This is a genomic window from Couchioplanes caeruleus (assembly GCF_003751945.1).
Classification (GTDB): Bacteria; Actinomycetota; Actinomycetes; order Mycobacteriales; family Micromonosporaceae; genus Actinoplanes; species Actinoplanes caeruleus.
The window spans coordinates 2554564-2569667 of the sequence record NZ_RJKL01000001.1 but is presented as its reverse complement, the minus strand read 5'-3'; the positions used below and the strand labels follow the sequence as shown (position 1 = coordinate 2569667).

Here is a 15104-nt window from a genome sequence, read left to right as displayed (position 1 = left end):
GCACGGACTGTCAGGTTGAGGGCCCCGCGGCCGTGTCGAGGGCGGCGAGGACGCCGTCGCTCAACTGGCCGACCAGGCGGACCTCCTCGGCGTCGAGGTGGTCGAAGAACAGGCGCCGGACGGTGGTGACGTGCCCGGGAGCCGCGGCGGCGATCGCTTCGCGGCCGGTGTCGGTGACGACGATGTAGGCGCCGCGGCCGTCGTCGTCGCAATTCTGCCGGACGATGAGGTCGCGGCGTTGCATGCGGCCGAGGTGGTGCGAGAGGCGGCTCTGCTCCCACTCCAAGGCCTTCTGTAATTCGTACGGGCGCAGCCTGCCGGCGGGCGCGTCGGTGAGCTGGACCAGCACCTCGTAGTCGGAGAGCGACATGCCGGACCCGGCCTGGAGCTGGCGGTTGAGCTCGGCGGTCAGCCGTGCCTGCATGCGCAGGTAGGCGCGCCACGCGCGCTGCTGTTCATCGGTGAGCCAGACGGTGCCCATGGCGTCCATGGTACCGAATTTCCATGACACGTCATCTTGCGGGTCAATGACGTGTCATGTAACTTGATTAGTGCATGACACGTCATGTTCCTTCCCTCGCTTGGAGGCGCCACGATGAACGCCCTGCTCACCCCGAAGGTCGACGTCCGCCCGGCCGCGAAGCGCTACGCGACCAAGATCGACTGGCTGGACTCCAAGCACTCGTTCTCGTTCGGGCATCACCAGTACCGCAGCAACACCCACCATGGTCTGCTGTTGGTCAACAACGACGACGTCGTGCACCCCGGCACGGGCTTCGACACGCACCCGCACCGCGACATGGAGATCGTCACCTGGGTGCTGCAGGGTTCCCTGGTGCACCAGGATTCCACCGGCCATTCCGGGATCATCTATCCCGGCCTGGCGCAGCGGATGAGCGCAGGCACCGGCATCCTGCACTCGGAGAAGAACGACTCCTGGCGGCTTTCCGGCGAGCAGCACAGCAACCCGGTGCACTTCGTGCAGATGTGGGTGGTGCCCGACGAGCCGGGGATCACGCCCGGCTACGAGCAGTCGGAGATCGACAACGAGCTGCTGGCGGGTGGCCTGGTGACCGTCGCCTCCGGCATGGACAAGCACCGCGACGATGCCGCCATCCGGATCAAGAACAAGTACGCCGCGCTCTACGCCGCCCGCCTGCAGCCCGGCCAGAGCCTACGGCTGCCCGACGCGCCTTTCCTGCACCTGTACGTGCCGCGCGGCGCCGTGACCCTGGAAGGCACCGGTGCGCTGGGCACCGGCGACGCCGTCCGGTTCACCGCCATCGGCGGCCAGCAGGTCACCGCCACCGAAGCCGCCGAGATCCTGGTCTGGGAGATGCACGCCGACCTCGGCTGACCCGGCGTCCCTCGGTGACGGCCCGCCGGGCGAAGACGCGGTAGGCGAAGACGCAATGGGCGAAGACGCGGCGGGATCAGGCCGGCTCGATGCGGACCGGGCGGCCGGTCTCGGCCGCGGCGTAGACGGCCCGGACCAGTGCCAGGGCCCGGCGGCCCTCGGCACCGTCGACGTGCGGCGCGCGGCCCCGAGCGACCGCGTCGCAGAAGTCGGCGATCTGGTCGCGGTGGGGGCGCAGCGGCATACCGTACGGATCGCGGTCCGCCTCCCACTCCGGGTCGGCGGGCAGCACGGCCGCGGCCTGGTTGGCCGCCCCGTACGCACCGAACCCGCCGACGTCGTCGCCCTCGGCCGCCGCGTGGAAGTACGCCAGCCGGTCGTTGTCGATGACCGCCGATCCGCGGCTTCCGTACACGGCGAGCCGGGTGGTCAGGCCCGGGTATGCGGCCGTGGTGGCCAGCAGTGTGCCGAGCGCCCCGCTGGCGAAGTGGATGGTGGCCGCGACGACGTCCTCGACCTCGATCCCCTCGTGGACCCGGCGGGCGGTCCGGGCGTCGACCTCCACCGCCGGCCCGCACAGCGCCAGCATCAGGTCCACCAGGTGCACGCCCTGGTTCATCAGCGCGCCGCCGCCGTCCATCGCCCGGGTGCCCCGCCACCCGCCGGTCGCATAGTACTGCGGCGATCGCCACAGCGGCACCTCCACCTGCACGGCGGTCGGTACCCCCAGCCGCCCGGCCCGTAGCGCCTCGGCCACCACCCGGGTGGCCGGGTCGAAGCGGTGCTGGGAAACGACGCCGAGCCGCCGGTCGTGGCGCCGGGACGCGGCGATCAGCCGGTCGGCCGTGGCGACGTCGATGTCGATGGGCTTCTCGACCAGCACGTGCTTGCCACGCTCCAGCGCGGCGAGCGCGATCGTGCCGTGCGTGCCGCTGGGCGTACAGACGCTGACCGCGTCCACGTCGTCGCGGGCCAGCAGGTCGGCGAGGTCGGTGCTCCAGTCGCAGCCGTACCGCCGCGCGAGCGGCCCGGCCCGCGCCGGCGTGCGGCCCAGCACCGCGACGAGCGCGGCCCGGCCGGTGGCCTCGGCGATCAGCCGGGCATGCAGCGCACCGATGTTCCCGCAGCCGATGACGGCGAACCTCAGCACGGCGCCACCTCCGGCAACGGTTCGACGCGGAGGATTACCGGCCGGGCGGGCGGCAGCTCGCCGCCGGGATGGCCGCATTGTGCGGCGATCCGTGCGGCCGCCGCCGGCAGGAACGGTTCCAGCGCCGTTGCGAGTCGCCGACAGACGGTCAGTGCCACCCCCAGCGCCTCGTCCAGCGCCGCGCCCGGAGCGCCGTCGCGTTCGCGGGCGGCCAGCCGCCAGGGAGCCACCTCCTCGACGTACCGGTTGCCCGCGCCGACCAGGGCCCAGAGCGCCTCGGTGGCCGCCCGCGGCTCGAGCGCGTCGAGGGCGGCGCCGATCCGGTCCGGCAACGCCGCCGCGGCGGCCAGCACCGCGGGGGCGGAGTCGTGCGGCTCGACCGGTGCGGGCACCGGCCGGCCCGGGCGGTACCGGTGCAGCATGGTGACGGTCCGGTGGACCAGGTTGCCGAGGCCGCCGGCGAGCTCGTCGTTGGCGAGGGCCGCCATCCGCTCCACGCTGAAGTCCACGTCGACCGGACGCGATGCCTCCCGCAGCAGCCACCAGCGCAGAGCGTCGGGCCCGTACGCGTCTGCCAGAGCCACCGGGTCGGCGGCGTCGAGGGGACCCCGCGCGACGGTGATGTGCTCGTGCACCAGCAGCGCCCGCGGGGCCGGCAGCCCGGCCGAGCGCAGGATCGCCGGCCAGTGTGCGGCGTGGTACCGCAGGATCCCCTTGCCGATCACATGCACGAGCTCCTGCTGTGGCGCGTCCCCGTCGAGGTAGCCGCAGAGTACGTCGAACCAGGAGTGCACCAGTTGTCCGGGATCGCCGGGCACCGGCAGCCCCCAGCCTCCGGCGCGGGCCGCCGGCCGGGAAACGCTGAAGTCGGTCAGCCCGGCGTCGAGCAGGCCGATCACCTCGTGTTTCCGGTGCTGCGGCACGACGCGCGGGACGCCGGCGTCCAGGGCGGCCCGCAGCGCGCCGGCGTGTCGGCCCATCCGGAAGAACCAGTTCTCCTCCCGGGTCTCCCGCAGCCCGTCGCCGTGCTCCGGGCAGCGACCGCCGTCGCCGCCGGGACGGAACCGGCCGCACGGGTCGCAGAACCATCCGGTGTAGTCGCCCTTGTACAGGTCGCCGGCCGCGAGGCAGGTGCGCCAGAGCCATGCGACCGTACGCCGGTGGGCAGGGTCGGCCGAGGTACGCACGAACCGGTCCGGCCGTACGCCGAGCGCGTCCGCGAGGCGCGTGAAGGTGGCTGCCCGGGCGGCGGCGTACCCGGCGGGGGAGATCCCGGCCGCCCGCGCCGCCGCCGCGCTGTATGGGGTGTTCTCGTCGGTGCCGGTCCGCAGTGCCACCGGGCGTCCGCGCTGCCGGCCGTGCCGGACCAGCACGTCGGCCAGGACGAGGTCGAGGGCGTAGCCGAGATGCGGCTCGGCGCCGACGTGCGGCAGGGGCGCCGTAACCCAGGCCTCGGGCGCGCCGCTCATGCCGCGCCCGTGTGGGCCATGACCTGGCTGACGTGGTTGGGTAGCCGGCGCAGCCGGGCCTCCAGTTCACCCAGGTCGCACGGGTACTCCTCCCGGTACCGCCGGGTGACCGCGGCGACCTCGGCCCAGGTGCGCGGGGCCACGCCGCCGTTCAGCCCGGGCGCCAGCTCGTCGTAGAGCGGCGTCCCCGGGCGCAGGTAGAGCTGGTTGGTGCCGAACCAGCCGGGCAGGCCGGCCGCCCAGTCGGCCAGCCGCCCGGAGGCACAGGCGTCGTCGTCGGGCAGTCCCAGCAGTACGAACGCGAACGGCACGATGCCGGCGTCGCGCAGCTTGAGGACGGCCTCGCGGATCTGGGCCTCGCTGACCCGCTTACGGACCCCGGTGTGCGCGACGTCGGGCGACTCCGCGCCCAGCCACATGCCTCGGCAGCCGGCCGCGGCCCACTCCGCGGGGTCGGAGCGCAGGACGACCTCCGCCCGGGTCTGCCCCGTCCAGCCGATGTCGCGGTCGCGCAGACCCGCGCACAGCGCCGAGTAGAAGTCGCGCTGGAGCCCGAACACGTAGTCCAGGAAGAAGATCGAGTCGCTGCCGTGGCGGCGTAGCGAGTCCACCTCGGCCAGTACCCGGTCCACCGGCTGGGGGCGCATCCGGCTGCCGTGCGGCAGGTGGCAGAACGTGCACTGGTAGGTACAGCCCCGGGCGGCGAGCACGAGCCCGCAGGTGCCACGCCGGAGCCGCCCGTCGACGATCACCTCCGCCTCATAGCGGTCGAGCGGGAAGAGGTCGTGGGCGGGCGGCGGCGTCTCGTCGTACGCCAGATCGGGGTGGACGCCCTGCTCGGGCAGCACCGCCGGAGTGGCGGAGCCGTGTCGCACCAGGGCCCGGACCGCGGCGACCGCGGCCGCGTCGGTCTCGCCGCGCGACACGTGCCCGACGCCGAGCTCGGCGCGGGTGGCCTCGGGCAGGTGGGTGGGATGCGGTCCACAGGCGACGGTCCAGGCTCGCGGTGCGAGAGCGGTCGCGTCCGCGACCGCCTCGCGGACCGGATGCAGCTCCAGCGGGTAGCACTGGGCGCGGTCGACGACGGCGGTGATCACCACGAAGCCGTCGACGCCGCCGGTGGGCCGGCCGGTGCCGACCCGGCGGTCCCAGACGGTGATCTCGTGGCCGTCGGCGCGCAGCACCGCGGCGGCGATCGCCACGTCGACGGAGAGTTGGATGAAGTCACGGTCGAACTCGTCGGCGGGCAGGACGAAGCAGACTCGGGCCACAGGTGCTCCTGGGTTCGCAGGTACGGAGGAAGGCTGTCAGCCGGAGACGGCGCCGGCGGGCATCCGGGCCGGTCGGCCGGCCGGCGCCGGTCCGTCGGCGCGTAGGGCGGCGGCGAGCCGGGCGATGCGCCGCAGCGGCAGCAGGTCGACGGCGGGCGGCGGACCGTCGAGCAGCCCGCGGACCGCCTCGTGCAGCCCGGTGCGCAGCGGCGAGTCCTCGATCACGCGCTCGCTCCACCGGCCGTCGCGGCGGACCGAGATCCGGTGCCGGTTGCGCCCGAGGGTGCGGCCGTCGGCCGTACCGACGGGGTCGAACTCCGCGATGAGCTCGACGTCTCCGGCCGTGACGCGGGCGAACCGCAGGCGGTTCGCGGCGCCGGTCGGCGGCCGGTCGCCGCGCGTTTCCCAGGGCAGCGCGATGCCGGTCACCGAGGAGTAGAGCTCCAGGCGGCCGCCGTGCGGCAGGGCGGTACGCTCGTGCAGCGCGCTCACGAACAGCGACTCGTCGCGGTCCGCCTGCAATGTGCTGAGCCCGACCGGTCCGCACAGGTACGTGCTGGTGACGGCGGGTGGCAGCAGGTGCCCCAGCACCGCGAGCATGTGCAGCCATTCGTAGCCGAGCACCCCGTAGTCGAGGTCGACGAAGCGGCCCCGGCGTACGTCGGCCACCCGGTCCTTGGCGAACACCACCTGGACGGCGCGCGGCACGTCGGCGGGCAGGGCGGTGCGGACCAGCCGGCCGAGGATCGTCGCCGCCCGGGACCGCCGGTACTGGTCGGTGACCGCGAGGCGCATCCCCGGCGCCCCGGCCAGCAGCCGCTGGAAGTCGTCGATCTCCGACGAGGTGCAGGCCGGCTTCTCGAGCACGATCCTCGCCCGGGGATCGCGGGCGAGGATCTCCCGCAGCACCGTCAGGTGGGTGGCGGTCGGCGAGCACACCGACCAGACGTCGATGTCGGCGACGATCTCGTCCGGCAGTTCGGCCACGCTGCGCCAGGTCGGTAGCGTGGCGTCCGGGTGCACCGTCGCCGGATCGACGAGCAGCAACCGGACGGTGGGACCGTCCAGCAGCGAGGTGTGCAGCCGGCCGGCGGCGCCGTACCCGACGACGCAGATCCGGGTCGGGGTGCGCCTGCGGCCGTCACGCATCGGCGAGGTAGCGGTCGTAGTACGCCTCGAAGAGGCCGGATTCGCCGATGATCCGGTCGACCGCCGTCGTGTGCGCGCCGATCGGAAAGTCCTCCGGCCGCCGGCAGAGCGCGCGGGCGGCGATCAGGGTTCCGGCGCGGTAGGCGTCGTACCCGCGGTTGGGGATGCCCTCGTACTCGAACAGGTTGAGCGACCGCCCGTCGCCGAGCAGGGTGACGGTCCGGTCGTGGGGGAGGGCGTATCGCCGGCCGACTCCCGGCACCGGGGTCGCCCGCTCGGCGAGCGGACCGTCGGTGAGCACGCTGAAGTCCTTGGTGGCGAAGCCCGCCAGGTAGACGCCGTCCGGCAGCAGCGGCAGGTCCGCCTCGGCGAGGGCGGCCTCGCCGGTGTTGCCGATGACCAGGAACGGCCGGCATGCGGCCAGCGCCGCCGGCAGGCTGCGGTACGTCTCGAAGCCGTGTTCCGCCGCCTCGATGAGCATCAGCGGATCGGTGTCGACAACCGCCACCCGGCACCCGACGGCCCGCAGGCCACGGGCCATCCGTGCGCCGAGGGTGCCGTAACCGAGGCAGAGCACGCGCCGGCCGGTGAACTTCTCGCCGGGCAGGATGGCGCGCAACCGTCGCAGGCAGGAGTCGGCGATCTCGTTGTAGCCCAGGCAGGTCTTCAGTCCGGAGCGGGCGAGGTTGACGACCGGGATGTCCAGCGCGCCCACGGCCTCGATCCGCTTGAGCCCGCTGACGGTGAGCTCGATGGCGGCGTCCACGCGGGCGCGGCCCGGGGAGCCGTAGCCCTGGGCGAGCAGGCCGCCGTCGTCGACGACGAGCACCCGGCGGCCGGCCTCGTGCGCGCGGTGCACGAACCGCTCGACGTCCGCGAGTACGCCCAGGGCGTGCCGCTGCAGCTCGGGCCCGGCGGTGCCGTTGATCACCGAGTTGTCGAGCACGTCGCTGGCATAGCCGCGGCGCAGGAACCAGGCGTGCACCCGGTCCCGGTTGCGGGTCCGGTCGCCCTTGGCGAGGGCGTAGATCCATCGTGGATCGAGGCCGGCGCGCTCCATGCCGAGCAGGAACCCCACGCTGTTCTCCACGTAGTGGTCCCGGAAGATCAGCGCCCAGCCGGGGAACGTGTCGTCCGGCTCGGCGAACTGGCGGGTCAGCGGCATCGCCGCCCAGATGGCGTCGGCCTCGCCGGCGGTGAGGGCGGCGGTGTGCCGGCCGAGCCGCGTCGCCAGCTCGGTGAGCGGAGCGGGCGCAGGGCCGCGCAGCAGGAAGCGGTACCGGCGGGCGGGCGGCGTTCCCCACTCCAGGGTGTCCGGCGCGGTCGGCGGGTGCGGGCCCCAGGCGGCCTCCACGAAGGTCCCGGCCGGGCCGAGGAGCCGGCAGGAGCCGCTGCCCGCGTCGTCGGCGGCGGTTTCGTGCGCTGACCAGCCGGCGTCGTCGGCGACCTCCCGGATGAGCTGGGCAGGCGAGGCCTCGTCGGCCCATCCGTCGACGATCTCCCAATGCTGTCGGGCGGTTCCGGGGTCGGCCGGAGTGCGGGCCGTACTCGTCAGCAACTGCGTCACGCGATGGTCTTTCTCCGAGGGGGTGGTGGAGACGTCCGCCGCAATCTGCAAGGATATTTATTCGCTTAGATCACAAAAGAAGGATCTGCCTCCTTTGCGGCGGCACGCTGATCATCGTATCCATCTGGGTGATCTTCGTGTCCAGGGTCCACGGGCCCATGAACCGGCGCTACCGCCCGGCAATCGCAGCAGTCTGCGAGCTGTCGAATGCGGACGGTGGTCTTTAGGCAGATACCACGGCCCGGCCCGGGACCACAGTGGTCCGGGGCCGGGCCGGCGGGCGGATCAGCCGCGCGGCGGCGCGGGGTACGGATCCGGGTTGAGCACCACCGTGGTGCCCGGCGCCGCGGCGGCCTGGATCGTCCGCAGTCGCAGCAGGGCGGGGTGCTGCTCCAGCAGCCGAGCCGCGTTGGCGAGCGTACGCAGCGCGGCCGCCTCGGCCCGGGCCCGCTCCAGCTCGGCGCGGCCGTTCTCTCGCGCGAGCAGCGTCTCGGTGGCGGCCCGGCGCAGCTCGCTCGGAAGCATCAGGTCCTTCACCACGGCGGAGGTCAGCTCGATGCCGAGGCCGTCGAGCGCCGCACCCGCGGCCTCCGCCAGACCTGCCGACAGCCGGGACCGGTCGGCCAGCACCTCGTCGAAGGTGACGGCGCTGACGGCGTCCCGCACGGCCATCTGGACCGCCGAATACAGCCGCACGTCCGTCGCGGCGGCGCCGGTCAGGTACGCGTGCGGATCGGTGATCCGCCAGTGCGCGAGCGCCGACAGCTTCAGCGTGACACCGTCCGCGGTCAGCACGTCCTGACCCTGCACGACGGTGGCCCGCGGCCGTACGTCCACGGTGTGCAGGGTGACGCGCCGGCGCCGGTAGCGGTGCCGGCCCGGAGTCAGCACGCGGGTGAACCGGCCGTCCGTGAAGAGCAGCGTGCGCTGCCACTCCATCACCGTGATCGTCGCCATGTCGTGTCCACCTCTGGAGTTTCGGATACGGAAAGCGGGCCGGGAGCGGCCCCCACGACCGCCGCCGGCGCGGCGGGGGCGTCTGCGACCGAGGCCGCAAGCCCGCAGAGCCGTGCCGCCGGTGCCCCGAGGGACCGGTCGTGGGGGCAGCCCGTGGAGGAGTCGAACCTCGGCTTTTCAGGCCAGCCAGAAAGTCGGAGGAACCGCACGCGCGGAACGCCGTCCGGCGATGCCGGGGCGCCGCTCGGTGCCTCCGCGAGAAACACGTTAGGCCACGGCGGACGCCCGTGACCATGGGTTTTCCGTACCGGTGAGACGGCGGGGAGCGCACCCCGGCCCGGCCGGGGTGCGCTCGATGGTGCGGAGATCCGGTTCAGGTGAGGATACCGCCGAGGCTGGCCCAGCCGGTCCAGGAGTTGCTTCCCGCGAACGTCTGCCGGCGGGTCCAGAGGGCGTTGTCGGTGCCGCGGACGAAGACCTGCAGGCGGCCGTTGCTGTTGAGCGCGCCGGCCAGCTCATTGGTCAGTCCACCGCCGAGGCTGGTCCACGGGTTCCAACTGCCGCCTCCGCTCTGGTAGCGGTACCACAGGGCGTTGTCGGTGCCGCGGACGAAGACCTGCAGGCGGCCGTTGGTGTTGCGCCAGACCGCGGGGTTGCTGGAAAGGCCGCCGCCGAGGCTGGCCCAGCCGGTCCAGGAGCCGCTTCCCGCGAACGTCTGCCGGCGGGTCCAGAGGGCGTTGTCGGTGCCGCGGGTGAAGACCTGCAGGCGGTTGGCGGCGTCGAGGGAGACCGCCGTGTCGCTGGTGAGACCGCCGCCGAGGCTGGTCCAGGCCATCCAGGCGTTGCTGCCGGCGAAGACCTGCCGGCGGGTCCACAGGGCGTTGTCGGTGCCACGGACGAAGACCTGCAGGCGGCCGAACCGGTCCAGCGCCGCGCTCGTCTCGCCGTTCATGGTGCCGCCGAGGCTGCTCCACGCGGTGAACGTGCCGCTGCCGGCCGTCGCCTGTCGCCGCATCCACAGGGCCTGGTCGGTGCCTTCGACGAAGACCACCAGCCGGCCGAGGGCGTCACGGACCACCGTCGGGTCGCTGGTCAGTCCGCCGCCCAGGCTGGTCCAGCCCGTGTACGCGGCGCTGCCGGCCACCACCTGACGCCGGTACCACAGGGCGTTGTCGGTGCCGCGGGCGAAGACCTGGAGCCGGCCGTTGGCGTTGGCGGCGGAGCGGGGTGCACCGGCGAGGCCGCCGCCGAGGCTCGACCAGCCGGACCAGGTGGCGCTACCCGCGCCGGTCTGGCGTTGTCGCCATAGTCCCTGGTCGGTGCCTCGGACGAAGGCTTCCAGACGTCCGTTGCTGTTGCGTGCCACCGAGACGGCCGCGGCGCCGGTGGGGGCGAGCGCGGCTTGGGCCTGCGGTGTCGGTGCCGCGTGGGCCGGGGCGATGAACAGCGGGAAGCCGACCGTCGCCGCGGCTGCCGCGACGAGGATCCTGCGGCACAGGGACGTACGTACCTTGGTCATGATGTTCCTTCCAACGATGTTTCCGGGCATGGCTTGCGGACGCCGCGTTCGCGGCATCGTGTGCAGAGTTGGTCTGTGACTGGGCGCGCGCTGGCATCTCTGAAGGAGAGGAGGCGGGCTACCACGGAGCGTAGGCCGGATGCCTGCGGCGGTTCGGCGAATCGGAAGCTCGCTGGCGCTAACGGGCCTTTCGGACGATGCCGGCTGGCCATTACGGCAGGTGTGGACTGCCGTTCGGTGGGGACGGGCGGGTCAGGGCAGCTCGACGTAGCGGGTCGTGCCGCCCGCGCGGGCCTGGAGGATCTCGGTCATCAGCGGCCACAGCGCGGGCGCGAGCATGGACTTCGCCTGCTCCTCGCCGACGAACGCGTGGGCGGCGAGCTCGTCCGGGCTCAGCACGATCGCCTCCCGCTGCGGGGCCGTGAGCGTGCCGCCATCGAAGACGAAGTAGAGCTTCACGGGAGTCCAGGCGGCCACGAGCAGTGCACCGATCGGCGCGCTCAGCCCCAGCTCCTCGCGCACCTCCCGGATGCAGGCCTGCCGGGGGGTCTCGCCGGCGTCGACCGCGCCGCCCGGCAGATTCCAGAAATGTTTGTACGTCGGATCGACGAGCAGGATCCGGCCGTCGTCGTCGGAGAAGACCGCGCCGGAGGAGACGCGCGGGCGCTCGGGCGTGGTCTCAGGCACGATCCAGTTCCCGGGCCGGGGTCAGGTCGGCGAACGACCGGCTCACGTCCACTAGCCACTCGAGTTCGTGGTCCCGGGGGGCCGGCCGGTGATCGACGGCCGCGGCGGGCGCCGGGTGGCCGTCCCGCCGCCTGTGCAACGCGTCCAGGATCGCCTCCGCCTCCTCCTGCGCGGACGACGGTGCGCCGCTACGATACGGCCGCAACGCGAGCTGCCCGTCCCAGATCTCGACCATACGCCGGTAGAGGCGGTAATCGACGCCGCCCAGGGTGGACTCACCGTCGGCGGACGAGTGCAGGGCGATCTGCGGGAACGCCCGGTGCAGCGCCGACCACAGCGGTTCCAGCGCTCGGTAGGCGGCGAGCTGGTCGAGTCCCGTACGCGGGCCCCAGCTCGGCATGGTCAGCCCGGTGAAGAAGACGATCTGCCCGGCGGTGGCGAACGGCATCGCGACGTCCACGAGCGGATCGATCCGGATGTCGGCGGCGAGCAGCAGCACGAGGAAACCGCCGCGGCAGGCGCAATAGCCGAAGCTCAGCACGGCGCCGAGCGCCGTGAGCCGCAACCCGCGGCGCAGCCAGGGAAGCTGCCGGGTCAGGGCCGCGAAACGCCAGGCACGGTACGCGATCGCGATCAGGGCCACGCTCAGCGAGGTCAGGAAGATCGTCAGGTACCAGAGCATCGTGGTCTGTCCCGCATGGGTCTTCCAGAAGTGGATGGTGTACCGATCGTGGATGGGCGCGACGAGAATGAGGGCCGACATCGCCCCGACGACGATGAGGCCGAGTACCAGATAGACGCGGGCGCGCCGCCGGGCCCGCAGCACGGGATAGCGCCAGTAGCCGAGCATCTGCAGGATGAGCATGCTGAAGATCACCATGCTCGAGTGAATGAACAACTTCGTCAGATTGGGTACGCCCAGAGCGGCGTCGATCGGCTGATAGATGATGCCGACATTGAGCGTGAAGGCCAGGGCGGAGAATCCGAACGCCGCGGTGATCGTACGCAATCCCGGATTGTGCCAGTCCTGCCGCAGGTGACTCAGTTTGTACGCGAATGCGATCCAGCCGGCCAGTGCGCCGATTCCGTAGATCAGGTCATGCATCGGTGCGGTGTCCTCGTCTTTGCGGCGGCAGAAGCGCCTGCGCCAGTCGGGTGGTGAGCTCGGTGCCGCCCGGCAGGACCATGCTGCGGCGGGCCCGGCTCAGCAGCAGCGAGGCCATGATCTCGGCCTCCTGCTCCTGGCCGTCGGAGTAGTGGCCGCGTTGCAGCAGGGCGCGGACCAGTGCGGGGTCCAGATCGGGAAAGAGCCGGCGCGTGTCGAGCGGACCGGAGTCGTCCAACATGGAGTGGCCGCAGATGAGATGCGCCAGCTCGTGCGCGATGATGTGGTCCTGGTGCAGGGAGTTGGTGCCGGCCTCGTACGCGATCACATCGGCGTCGGTCAGCGAAAGCCAGACTCCGCACGGCTGCGCGTCCTGCGCGGGCATCGCCATCAGGTAGATCGGCCGGTTGCGTCGCTGCCCGAGCTGCTCGCAGAGCGCCGCCATGCTCGGCGCCGCCGGGAGCTCGAGGGCGGTCAGCCGGCGCCGACACCGTTGCCGAAGCGTCCTGAACTCCCAGAAGGCCTTCAGGCGCCGAGGCGGGAGAACCATCCGACCGAGCCTCTTCCCCAGGGTCTCGCGCGTCGATGGTGGTGCTGTCGAGTGCGGGTGAAAAGCGTTGCGCGGTTTTTGGTGATGTAGCCGGCTCCCACGGGGGAAGGAGTCGGCTACATCGAGAACGAACTATACGACGTGGGTGACGGGAAGGCCAGGGCCCGATGCCCGGTCGGCATCGGGCACCCCCGTGCTGCCGATACCGACCGGCCCCGTCCATCTCAGTTGACGGGCAACCTCCACGATAGTGGGTTACTGATGCCTGTCAATGTGATGGTACGGTGACCAGCATGGCACCCGTCCACAACAGCGAACGCCGGCGACGGCCGTGACCGAGACGAAGGACGGTTCTCTGGCGCGGCGCATCGACCACTTGTTCAAGGCGGTGCAGCCGAAAGGTCGTGAGTACAGCTATGAGGAGGTCGCCCGCGGCTGCGAGGCGCTGACCGTCGGCACGTTCTCCAAGACGTACGTCTGGCAGTTGAGAACCGGCCAGCGGGACAACCCCACCAAGCGCCACCTCGAGGCCCTGGCCGCATTCTTCGGGGTGCCGGTGTCGTACTTCTTCGACGATCAGGTGGTCGACGACGTCAACTCGCAGCTCGCCCTCGCCGCCGCGCTGCGCGACTCGGCCGTCCGCGACATCGCGTTGCGAGCGTTGTACATGGACGATGCGACGCGCCGTTCGCTGGCCCGGATCGTCAACGAGATCAGCGCGATGCAGCGTGGGCCGGCAGAGGACGGAAGCTGACGGCATACCGGCAGCGGTGATCCGGCGGCGTCATCGTCGAAATGGAAAGTTCACGATGGATCTGCGCCGCGCCCTTTCTTCGTTCTTGAAGGGCTCGGCATACTGACGGTACGCCGCCACCCGACCTTCCACAGGTCTGATCTTCCACGGCTTCTTCCTCGAGCAAACGGCCCTCCGGCGTGACATCGGAGTCTCCGCCGGAGGGGCACGTGAATGGTGAAGGAATAGGTTTTCCCGCCGGCCGTGGCGTTCCCAGGGTGTGGGCGCTCCGGTGGCCCGGCGTGGGCGGGCGGCCGGATCGACCGGGCGGTCCGCCTGAGTGCTTCGCTCGCGTGGTTCGCCTGCGACTCCGGGCCGGAATGCGGAGCGGCACATCCGCATTCCGGCCCGGTTGCTCGAGTCGAAGGTCACCAGAGAATTCCGGGCTGCGGCAGCTCGCTGCCCACGGCGAAGTAGTTGTGCCACTTCCATCCGGTGCCGAGGAAGGACGAGCCGTTCGAGGTGGCGACGTAGACGTCGGCGGCCGCACCCCGGGTGAACGTCGCGATGTCGACCCGGCCGTCATTGTTGAAGTCGCCCGTGCCCGGGATCTCGGTGCCGACGGCGAAGTAGTTGTGCCACTTCCATCCGGTGCCGAGGAAGGACGAGCCGTTCGAGGTGGCGACGTAGACGTCGGCGGCCGCACCCCGGGTGAAGGTCACGATGTCGTCGCGGCCGTCATTGTTGAAGTCCCCGACCGACGGCAGTTCGGTGCCGACGGCGAAGTAGTTGTGCCACTTCCATCCGGTGCCGAGGAAGGACGAGCCGTTCGAGGTGGCGACGTAGACGTCGGCGGCGGTGCCGCGGGTGAAGGTGGCGATGTCGTCGCGGCCGTCGCCGTTGAAGTCGCCTACTGCCGGGATCTCACTGCCCACGGCGAAGTAGTTGTGCCACTTCCATCCCGTACCGATGAAGGAGGATCCGTTCGACAGGGCGACGTAGACGTCGGCGGCGGTGCCGCGGGTGAAGGTGGCGATGTCGTCGCGGCCGTCGCCGTTGAAGTCGCCGACGGCGGGTGTTTCCGTACCCGCCGCGAAGTAGTTGTGCCATTTGACCCCGGTGCCGACGAACGATGATCCGGTGGACAGGGCGACGTAGACGTCCGCGGCGGCGCCCTTGGTGAAGGTGGCGATGTCGTCGCGCCCGTCGCCGTTGAAGTCGCCCACCAGGGGTGTCTCCGTGCCGGCCGCGAAGTAGTTGTGCCACTTCCATCCCGTACCGATGAAGGAGGATCCGTTCGAGAGCGCGACGTAGACGTCGGCGGCGGTGCCGCGGGTGAAGGTGACGATGTCGTCGCGCCCGTCGCCGTTGAAGTCACCGGCGACACCGCTGAACCCGCCTCCGACGGGCGGTGCCGCCGAGGCGGAGGTGGCGGGCAACTGGACGATCAGCGTGACGGCGGCGACCGCCGGAAGGATCACAAGACGCGTGGCCGAAAACATGGTTCTCCCCGTTCTGCCGAGCTGTGGTCTGAGATTCGAGGCTGATGACGTCCGCGCGGTTGTCGAGGAAAAAGTAGCGCCGAATCGG

General features: G+C 71.6%; 14 protein-coding genes. 2 read left to right on the top strand and 12 right to left on the bottom strand.

From position 1 onward, the window contains the following. Positions 1-10: 10 nt before the first annotated feature. Positions 11-481 carry a MarR family winged helix-turn-helix transcriptional regulator gene (locus tag EDD30_RS11255; protein WP_071807023.1) on the bottom strand — a complete coding sequence of 157 codons (471 nt, stop codon included), beginning with the start codon at positions 479-481 and terminating at the stop codon, positions 11-13. A 114-nt stretch (positions 482-595) separates the two neighbouring features. On the opposite strand from EDD30_RS11255, the gene EDD30_RS11250 reads away from it, so the two are divergent. Next, a complete protein-coding gene (locus tag EDD30_RS11250) occupies positions 596-1357 on the top strand; it encodes a pirin family protein (RefSeq protein WP_071806999.1) in 762 nt (253 codons plus the stop codon). 76 nt (positions 1358-1433) lie between these two features. Here the strand turns inward: EDD30_RS11250 and EDD30_RS11245 are convergent, their stop codons facing one another. From EDD30_RS11245 to EDD30_RS11200, 10 genes are all read right to left on the bottom strand, one after another. After that, positions 1434-2507 (bottom strand): Gfo/Idh/MocA family protein, encoded by a 1074-nt coding sequence (locus tag EDD30_RS11245; protein WP_123678226.1) that lies wholly within the window; start codon positions 2505-2507, stop codon positions 1434-1436. Then, positions 2501-3976 (bottom strand): methionine--tRNA ligase, encoded by a 1476-nt coding sequence (locus tag EDD30_RS11240; protein WP_071807001.1) that lies wholly within the window; start codon positions 3974-3976, stop codon positions 2501-2503. Before EDD30_RS11240 ends, EDD30_RS11245 begins: the two co-directional genes overlap by 7 nt. Then, positions 3973-5247: a B12-binding domain-containing radical SAM protein gene (locus tag EDD30_RS11235; RefSeq protein ID WP_071807002.1), complete on the bottom strand. Its 1275-nt coding sequence runs from the start codon at positions 5245-5247 to the stop codon at positions 3973-3975. Before EDD30_RS11235 ends, EDD30_RS11240 begins: the two co-directional genes overlap by 4 nt. A 36-nt stretch (positions 5248-5283) precedes the next feature. Further along, entirely contained in the window at positions 5284-6396 is a 1113-nt protein-coding gene (locus EDD30_RS11230; RefSeq protein WP_071807003.1) for a Gfo/Idh/MocA family oxidoreductase, read from the bottom strand. Further along, positions 6389-7963 carry a Rossmann-fold NAD(P)-binding domain-containing protein gene (locus EDD30_RS11225; protein ID WP_211277872.1) on the bottom strand — a complete coding sequence of 525 codons (1575 nt, stop codon included), beginning with the start codon at positions 7961-7963 and terminating at the stop codon, positions 6389-6391. Before EDD30_RS11225 ends, EDD30_RS11230 begins: the two co-directional genes overlap by 8 nt. A 285-nt stretch (positions 7964-8248) precedes the next feature. Further along, complete coding sequence (locus EDD30_RS11220) at positions 8249-8920, bottom strand: SPFH domain-containing protein (RefSeq protein ID WP_071807004.1); 672 nt, start codon at positions 8918-8920, stop codon at positions 8249-8251. Between the two features lie 373 nt (positions 8921-9293). Further along, the gene (locus EDD30_RS11215; RefSeq protein WP_071807005.1) at positions 9294-10439 is read right to left on the bottom strand and encodes a PLL family lectin; all 1146 of its coding nucleotides are present in this window, start codon (positions 10437-10439) and stop codon (positions 9294-9296) included. A 252-nt stretch (positions 10440-10691) separates the two neighbouring features. Next, complete coding sequence (locus EDD30_RS11210) at positions 10692-11126, bottom strand: NUDIX domain-containing protein (RefSeq protein ID WP_071807006.1); 435 nt, start codon at positions 11124-11126, stop codon at positions 10692-10694. Next, entirely contained in the window at positions 11119-12231 is a 1113-nt protein-coding gene (locus EDD30_RS11205) for an MAB_1171c family putative transporter (RefSeq protein ID WP_071807007.1), read from the bottom strand. The genes EDD30_RS11210 and EDD30_RS11205 overlap by 8 nt, the downstream gene beginning before the upstream one ends. Further along, on the bottom strand, positions 12224-12781 hold the full coding sequence (locus EDD30_RS11200; RefSeq protein ID WP_071807008.1) for a hypothetical protein: 558 nt from the start codon (positions 12779-12781) through the stop codon (positions 12224-12226). Before EDD30_RS11200 ends, EDD30_RS11205 begins: the two co-directional genes overlap by 8 nt. A 331-nt stretch (positions 12782-13112) precedes the next feature. Between EDD30_RS11200 and EDD30_RS11195 the strand changes: the two genes are divergently transcribed. After that, positions 13113-13535: a helix-turn-helix domain-containing protein gene (locus EDD30_RS11195; RefSeq protein ID WP_071807009.1), complete on the top strand. Its 423-nt coding sequence runs from the start codon at positions 13113-13115 to the stop codon at positions 13533-13535. Positions 13536-13942: 407 nt separating this feature from the next. Here EDD30_RS11195 and EDD30_RS11190 read toward each other — a convergent pair whose 3' ends face one another. Then, positions 13943-15016 carry an FG-GAP repeat domain-containing protein gene (locus EDD30_RS11190; protein ID WP_084556609.1) on the bottom strand — a complete coding sequence of 358 codons (1074 nt, stop codon included), beginning with the start codon at positions 15014-15016 and terminating at the stop codon, positions 13943-13945. Positions 15017-15104 lie beyond the last annotated feature (88 nt).

Bases quoted from the DNA above. Each gene is read 5' to 3' on its own strand.
- EDD30_RS11255 (WP_071807023.1), bottom strand. From the start codon at position 481: ATGGGCACCGTCTGGCTCACCGATGAACAGCAGCGCGCGTGGCGCGCC.
- EDD30_RS11250 (WP_071806999.1), top strand. From the start codon at position 596: ATGAACGCCCTGCTCACCCCGAAGGTCGACGTCCGCCCGGCCGCGAAG.
- EDD30_RS11240 (WP_071807001.1), bottom strand. From the start codon at position 3,976: ATGAGCGGCGCGCCCGAGGCCTGGGTTACGGCGCCCCTGCCGCACGTC.
- EDD30_RS11230 (WP_071807003.1), bottom strand. From the start codon at position 6,396: ATGCGTGACGGCCGCAGGCGCACCCCGACCCGGATCTGCGTCGTCGGG.
- EDD30_RS11220 (WP_071807004.1), bottom strand. From the start codon at position 8,920: ATGGCGACGATCACGGTGATGGAGTGGCAGCGCACGCTGCTCTTCACG.
- EDD30_RS11215 (WP_071807005.1), bottom strand. From the start codon at position 10,439: ATGACCAAGGTACGTACGTCCCTGTGCCGCAGGATCCTCGTCGCGGCA.
- EDD30_RS11205 (WP_071807007.1), bottom strand. From the start codon at position 12,231: ATGCATGACCTGATCTACGGAATCGGCGCACTGGCCGGCTGGATCGCA.
- EDD30_RS11200 (WP_071807008.1), bottom strand. From the start codon at position 12,781: ATGGTTCTCCCGCCTCGGCGCCTGAAGGCCTTCTGGGAGTTCAGGACG.
- EDD30_RS11190 (WP_084556609.1), bottom strand. From the start codon at position 15,016: ATGTTTTCGGCCACGCGTCTTGTGATCCTTCCGGCGGTCGCCGCCGTC.